The organism is Streptomyces sp. NPDC059850, from assembly GCF_042731515.1.
In the GTDB taxonomy this organism is placed as follows: Bacteria; Actinomycetota; Actinomycetes; order Streptomycetales; family Streptomycetaceae; genus Streptomyces.
Genome location: NZ_JBHWJI010000129.1, coordinates 1 through 6,553, shown reverse-complemented (window position 1 = coordinate 6,553; position 6,553 = coordinate 1). Strand labels below are relative to the sequence as shown.

Annotated in this window: 4 protein-coding genes; 2 read left to right on the top strand and 2 right to left on the bottom strand. The window is 72.6% G+C overall.

The window, feature by feature from the left end:
- Positions 1-196 precede the first annotated feature (196 nt).
- Positions 197-886: a GntR family transcriptional regulator gene (locus ACFV9T_RS42430; protein ID WP_385449170.1), complete on the bottom strand. Its 690-nt coding sequence runs from the start codon at positions 884-886 to the stop codon at positions 197-199.
- 467 nt (positions 887-1,353) lie between these two features.
- Between ACFV9T_RS42430 and ACFV9T_RS42425 the strand changes: the two genes are divergently transcribed.
- Entirely contained in the window at positions 1,354-2,571 is a 1,218-nt protein-coding gene (locus ACFV9T_RS42425) for a DUF2637 domain-containing protein (RefSeq protein ID WP_385449168.1), read from the top strand.
- Between the two features lie 60 nt (positions 2,572-2,631).
- On the opposite strand, the gene ACFV9T_RS42420 is transcribed toward ACFV9T_RS42425, so the two are convergent.
- On the bottom strand, positions 2,632-3,111 hold the full coding sequence (locus ACFV9T_RS42420) for an ATP-binding protein (RefSeq protein ID WP_385449167.1): 480 nt from the start codon (positions 3,109-3,111) through the stop codon (positions 2,632-2,634).
- Between the two features lie 158 nt (positions 3,112-3,269).
- Between ACFV9T_RS42420 and ACFV9T_RS42415 the strand changes: the two genes are divergently transcribed.
- Positions 3,270-6,443, top strand: coding sequence for a glycoside hydrolase family 38 C-terminal domain-containing protein (locus tag ACFV9T_RS42415; protein ID WP_385449166.1), 3,174 nt, complete (start codon positions 3,270-3,272; stop codon positions 6,441-6,443).
- Positions 6,444-6,553: the final 110 nt, after the last annotated feature.

The window sequence follows — 6,553 nt, the reverse complement described above, 5'->3', positions numbered from 1 at the left end:
CCCCACCCCGCCCCGCCCCGAACCCGGGGCTCCGCCCCGCCCCCCGGGTGGGGGCTCCGCCCCCACACCCCCGCTCCTCAAACGCCGGAGAGGCTGAAAGACCGGCCCGCACCCGACAACGAAACCCCAAGCAGCACCGGGGCCCGGGGCAGCGCCCCGGTTACGGGAAGGGGCGGGGTGGGGGAAGACCCGCCGGTCAGGCGCCGGAGGTGAAGTGTTCGCGCACCAGCGACTCCACCACGTCCAGGTCGCCGGCGGCGAGCGCGTCGAGGAGCGCCATGTGCTCGGCCGCGTCGGCGACAAGGTCGGCCGTGCGCACGGCACGACCGCAGGCCAGCGGCCACTGCGCCCGCCGATGCAGCTCGTCGGCCACGACGACCAGCTGCTGGTTCCCGGCCAGGCTCAGCACCATCTGGTGGAACGTACGGTCCGACTCCAGATAGGCCGCCCGGTCCCCCTTCGCCGCCGCCACCGCCGTCGCCTCCGCGAACGGCCGCAGCCGCGCCCAGCGCTCGGGCGCGACCGCCCGGGCCAGGCTGAGCATCACCGGGACCTCCAGCAGGGCGCGGACCTCGGCCAGCTCGGCCAGCTCGCGCGCACTGCGCCGGGCCACCCGGAAGCCCCGGTTCGGCACGACCTCGACCGCGCCCTCGCCCGCGAGCTGCTGCATGGCCTCGCGTACGGGGGTGGGCGAGACGCCGAAGCGGTCGGCGAGGGCCGGGGCGGAGTACACCTCGCCCGGGGTCAGCTCACCGCCGACCAGCGCGTCCCGCAGGGCGTCCAGGATCTGCCCGCGCACGGAGTGGCGGCGCGGGGACCGGCGCGCCGCGGGCACGCCGGACGGGTCCCGCGGCTCCGTCGCCGCCTCGGCTTTGGCCTGCTCCACTCGGGTCCTCCTGACATCCCATCGAACGATATGCGGATGGCGCCCAAGGACAAAGCCCACACACAGTGGACAGGAAAACCGGCATGACCCTGACCACACTCCCCGGCCGGACCGGAACCGGCGATCGATACGTTTCAGCCACGGATACGGGGCCCCGAAGCACCCACTACCGGACAGCGGCGGGGAAAGATCACCAAGCGGTTCGAACGGCCGACGGAGATCCGACAACAAGCCGACGGTAGGCCGACCGATCGGATTTACCCGCGCTCGGGTTCCGTGAATAGAATCAAGCCGCTTGCAACGAGCGAGCGTTCGAACCGTATCGCACCTATCCGCGTGTCCCCCCGCCCACTTGGCGGCCTCTTGTCCAGAAACCGCTTGAGGCCCGGCACGATTCCGCCAGGATGTCGCGCGAGTAGGGCCGTACTGCGGCCAGAACTTCACGGAAGCGAGGCAAGGGGCACCGGATGAGACTGACGGACATATCGCTGGGCTGGGCCCTGCCAGTCGTCATAGCGCTCGTCGGAGTCGTGGGGGCGGGAGTTGTCCTCGCGCGCGGCCGTAACGGGAAGAAGGAGGAGGGCGGGATCACCGACTCCTGGGAGCGCAGTGAGGAGCGCCGCCGGCGCAAGGAGGCCATCTACGGGATGGCCTCGTACGTCCTGCTGTTCTGCTGCGCCGCGGTCGCGGCCGCGCTCTCCTTCCACGGCCTCGTGGGCTTCGGGCAGCAGAACCTGAACCTCTCGGGCGGCTGGGAGTACTTGGTGCCGTTCGGGCTGGACGGCGCCGCGATGTTCTGCTCGGTGCTCGCGGTGCGCGAGGCCAGCCACGGTGACGCGGCGCTCGGTTCGCGGCTGCTGGTGTGGCTGTTCGCGGGCGCGGCCGCCTGGTTCAACTGGGTGCACGCGCCGCGCGGCATGGGCCACGACGGCGCCCCGCAGTTCTTCGCGGGCATGTCGCTGTCGGCCGCGGTCCTCTTCGACCGGGCGCTCAAGCAGACCCGCCGGGCGGCGCTGCGCGAACAGGGCCTGGTGCCCCGCCCGCTGCCGCAGATCCGTATCGTCCGCTGGCTGCGGGCGCCCCGCGAGACCTTCGGCGCGTGGTCGCTGATGCTGCTGGAGAACGTGCGGACGCTGGACGAGGCCGTCGAGGAGGTCCGCGAGGACCGGCGCGAGAAGGAGCAGAAGCGCGACCGCCGCCGGGACAAGGAGAAGCTGGACAAGGCCCGGATACGGGCGCTCAACCGGCAGCACCGGGCGTGGGGCCGGGGCGGTGGCCGCCAGGTGGACATCACCCCCGCGGCACAGCCTCCGCAGCTCACCGCGGACTCCTCCCTTGAGGAGAACGCGCTGGGAAAAGCCGAAGCGGCCGAGCTGTCAGCGCCCTCAGCTCGGCCCGCCTTGCAGTCCGCGGACGCGGCTGAGTCCGGTCACCGCGACGACCGTCGCGAGGACCGGGGCCGGGACTGGAGCCGTGACCTGGATTTCAGCTTCGGCTTCGGTGACGCCGACGCCACCGAAGCCGACCAGGACAAGTCCAAGGCGAAGGACAAGGACGCCAAGGACGACAAGGACACGGACCGGGCGCGGACCGTCGACCTCACCGCCGAGGACGACACCCTGACCATCCCGCGACTGGACTCCCTTGAGGAGAAGCTCGCGGAGATCGAGCGGCAGTTCGGCTGAGGCTGAGCCGGACCTGAGTCTGAGCCGGGCCTGAGGCTGAACCCGAGGCCGAGCCTGAGGTCAGCCGTCCGCGTCCAGCTCGAACCAGACCGCCTTGCCCACGCCGTGGGCCCGTACGCCCCACGCGTCCGCGAGCGTGTGCACCAGCAGCAGGCCCCTCCCGGAGGTGCTGTCCTCCGGGGGGTGGCCGCGCAGCGTCGGGTGACGGGACACGAAGTCCCGCACCTCGACCCGTAATCGGCCCACCACCGGCCCGGCGCTCCCGCCACCCAGGGTGGCCCTGACCCGCGCACCCCGGTCGGTGTGCACCAGTGCGTTCGTCACCAGCTCGCTCGTCAGCAGCTCGGCGAGATCGGCCCGACCGGGCCCGCCCCAGTGCCGCAGCATCTCGCGCAGCGCGGCGCGGACGTCGGCCACCGCCGCGTAGTCGTCATGCCTCAGTCGCTTGCTGAGGGCCCGGCCCCGCTCCCCTTCGATGGCCACCGCCCCAGAGTCCGGCCGGTTGGTCATCCGGCCCTGCCGTACTGGCTGACGCTTCATCCTCCCCCGCCCCGGCCGCCGCCTCGGCGCGGCCAGCGTCGAAAGCCGTCGAACACGCTCACGGAATGCATTCCCGTCTGTTGCCGCGCCACACACCGGGGAAAGACACCTCCCGAGTGATCGAGTGATCCACTGAGCGCCGAGCCCGAGGAGCCGTGATGCACGACGACCGACTGTTGGTGGAAGGGCGCCTGGAACGGGCGCTGCACCAGTTCATCCGGCCCGCCCAGTACCCGGCGCGCGTTCCGCTGTCCCTCTACGCCTGGCGCGCCCCCGGTGAGCCGGTCCCGGTGGCCGAGGCCCTCGATGGGACCTACGAGCGGTTCGAGGCCGGTACGGAGTGGGGCGAGCCGTGGTCGACCTGGTGGTTCCGGCTGGAGGGCGCGGTGCCGCCGGAGTGGGCGGGGCGGCGGGTCGAGGTCGTCATCGACCCCGGCTTCACGGACGACGGTCCGGGCTTCCAGGCCGAGGGTCTTGTGTACGACGCGCACGGCGTGCCGATCAAGGGCATCCACCCCCGTAACCGCCACATCCCGCTCGCGGCCCCGGCCGCCGGGGGCGAGCCCGTACGGCTCCTGCTGGAGGCGGCCGCCAATCCGCACGTGCTGCGCGACGGTTTCACCCCGACCCCGCTGGGCGACGTCCTCACCGCAGGGGACCGGCCGCTGTACCGGTTCGCGTCCGCCGATGTGGCCGTTCTCGACGAGGACGTATGGCATCTGGTCCTGGACATCGAGGTGCTGTCCGAGCTGATGCGCGAGCTGCCCGCGGACCGGCCGCGCCGCCACGAGATCCTGCGCGCCCTGGAGAACGCGCTCGACGCGCTCGACCTGCACGACGTGCCCGCCACCGCGGCCGTCGCGCGCGCCGAGCTGACCGAGGTGCTCAAGCGTCCCGCGCACGCCAGCGCGCACCGGGTCTCGGCGACCGGGCACGCGCACATCGACTCGGCGTGGCTGTGGCCGCTGCGCGAGACGGTGCGCAAGGCGTCCCGTACGTTCGCCAACGTCACGGCGCTCGCGGGCGATTACCCGGAGCTGGTGTTCGCGTGCTCACAGGCGCAGCAGTACGCCTGGGTCAAGGAGAACCAGCCGCACATCTGGGAGCGGATCAAGAAGGCGGTGGCGGAAGGCAGTTGGGCGCCGGTGGGCTCGATGTGGGTCGAGTCGGACGCCAACATGCCCGGCGGCGAGGCCCTGGCCCGGCAGATCGTGCACGGCAAGCGGTTCTTCCTGGAGGAGCTGGGGGTGGACACCGAGGAGATCTGGCTGCCGGACTCCTTCGGCTACACCGCCGCGTTCCCGCAGCTGGCCAAGCTGGCGGGGGTGAAGTGGTTCCTCACCCAGAAACTTTCCTGGAACCAGTCCAACAAGATGCCGCACCACACCTTCTGGTGGGAGGGCATCGACGGCACCCGCGTCTTCACCCACTTCCCGCCGGTCGACACCTACAACGCCCAGTTCAGCGCCTCCGAACTCGCCCACGCCGAGAAGAACTTCGCCGACAAGGGCCTGGCCACCCGCTCCCTCGTCCCGTTCGGCTGGGGCGACGGCGGGGGCGGTCCCACCCGCGAGATGCTGGAGAAAGCGCGGCGGCTGGGCTCCTTGGAGGGCTCGCCGCGCGTCGAGATCCACAAGCCGTCGGTGTTCTTCACCGAGGCGGAGCGGGAGTACGGGGCGAAGGCGCCGGTGTGGTCGGGCGAGCTGTACTTGGAGCTGCACCGCGCCACGTACACCACCCAGGCGGCCACCAAGCAGGGCAACCGGCGCAGCGAACACCTGCTGCGGGAGGCCGAGTTGTGGGCCACGGCCGCCGCGCTCCACGTGCCCGGGTACGCGTATCCGTACGACGATCTGGACCGGATCTGGAAGACGGTGCTGCTGCACCAGTTCCATGACATCCTGCCGGGCTCCTCGATCGCCTGGGTGCACCGCGAGGCGCGCGAGACGTACGCGCGGGTGCGCACCGAGCTGGAGGGGATCGTCGCGGACGCGCTCCGGGCGCTGAGCACCCTCGGCGGCCCCGGCACTCCCGCCGTGCTCAACGCCTCGCCGTACGAGCGCGAGGAGGTCGCCGTGCTGGACGCCGAGACGGCGGCGGCCCTGCCCACCGACATCCCCGTGCAGCCGCTGGGCGACGGGCGCGCGGCGGCCGGGGTCCGGGTGAGCGGGCTGGGCACGGCGGCCCTCACCGGTACGGCGGACCTCGCCGGTACGGCGTGGACCGCGCCGCCGGTGACCTCGCTGAGCGACGGCCACGCCATCGTCCTCGACAACGATCTGCTGCGGGTCACCATCGACGGCGACGGGCTGCTCACCTCCGTCCTCGATCTGAGCGCGGGCCGCGAGGTGCTGGCCCCGGGCGCGCGCGGCAACCTCCTCCAGCTCCACCCCGACCACCCCAACCACTGGGACGCCTGGGACATCGACCGCCACTACCGCCGCAGCCACACCGACCTCACCGCCGCCGAGTCCGTCGAGCTGACCGAGTCCGGTCCGCTGCGCGCGACCGTCCGCGTCGTCCGGGTCTTCGGCGCCTCGCGGATCGTCGAGGAACTGACCCTGGCGGCGGGCAGCGGGCGCCTCGACATCGCGACGGAGGTGGACTGGCAGGAGTCGGAGAAGGTCCTCAAGGCGGCGTTCCCGCTGGACGTCCACGCCCGGGAGTCCACGGCGGAGATCCAGTTCGGCCATGTGGAGCGCCCCACCCACACCAACACCAGCTGGGACGCGGCCCGTTTCGAGATCTGCGCCCACCGCTGGCTGCGGGTCGCCGAGCCGGGGTACGGGGCCGCGCTGCTCAACGACTCGACGTACGGCCACGACGTGACCCGTACGGCGCACTCCGCCGACGACGGGGACGAGGACGGGGACGTGCTCGGCACCACCGTACGGCTGACGCTGCTGCGCGCCCCGCACTCCCCCGACCCCGAGACGGACCTCGGCACCCACCACTTCCGCTACGCGCTGCTGCCCGGCGCGAGCGTCGGCGACGCGGTCGAGGGCGGCCTGGCCCTGAACCTGCCGCTCCGTCCCCTGCCCAGCGGCCCGACCGGGCCCGCGCCGCTGCTCTCCGTCGACAACCCGGCGATCACGGTGGAGTCGGTCAAGCTCGCCGAGGACCGCAGCGGGGATGTGGTGGTGCGGCTGTACGAGTCGCACGGCGGCCGCGCGGCGGGCACGCTCATCGCCGGATTCCCGGTCCTCTCGGCAGACGTCACCGACCTCCTGGAGCGCCCGCTCCACCCGGCCGCCACCGGCCCGGCCGGGCTGAGCCTGGCCCTGCGGCCGCATCAGATCATCACGCTGCGGCTGCGGCCGGTGCCCGCGTAAGCGCCCGGGGCGGGCCGCCGGGGTGCCCCAAACCCCGGGGGCCCCCGCCCAGGACGGGGCCCGTGGGGGGGGTGTAGTTTGGCGGGCCCCGCCGGCACCCCAGGTGCGGT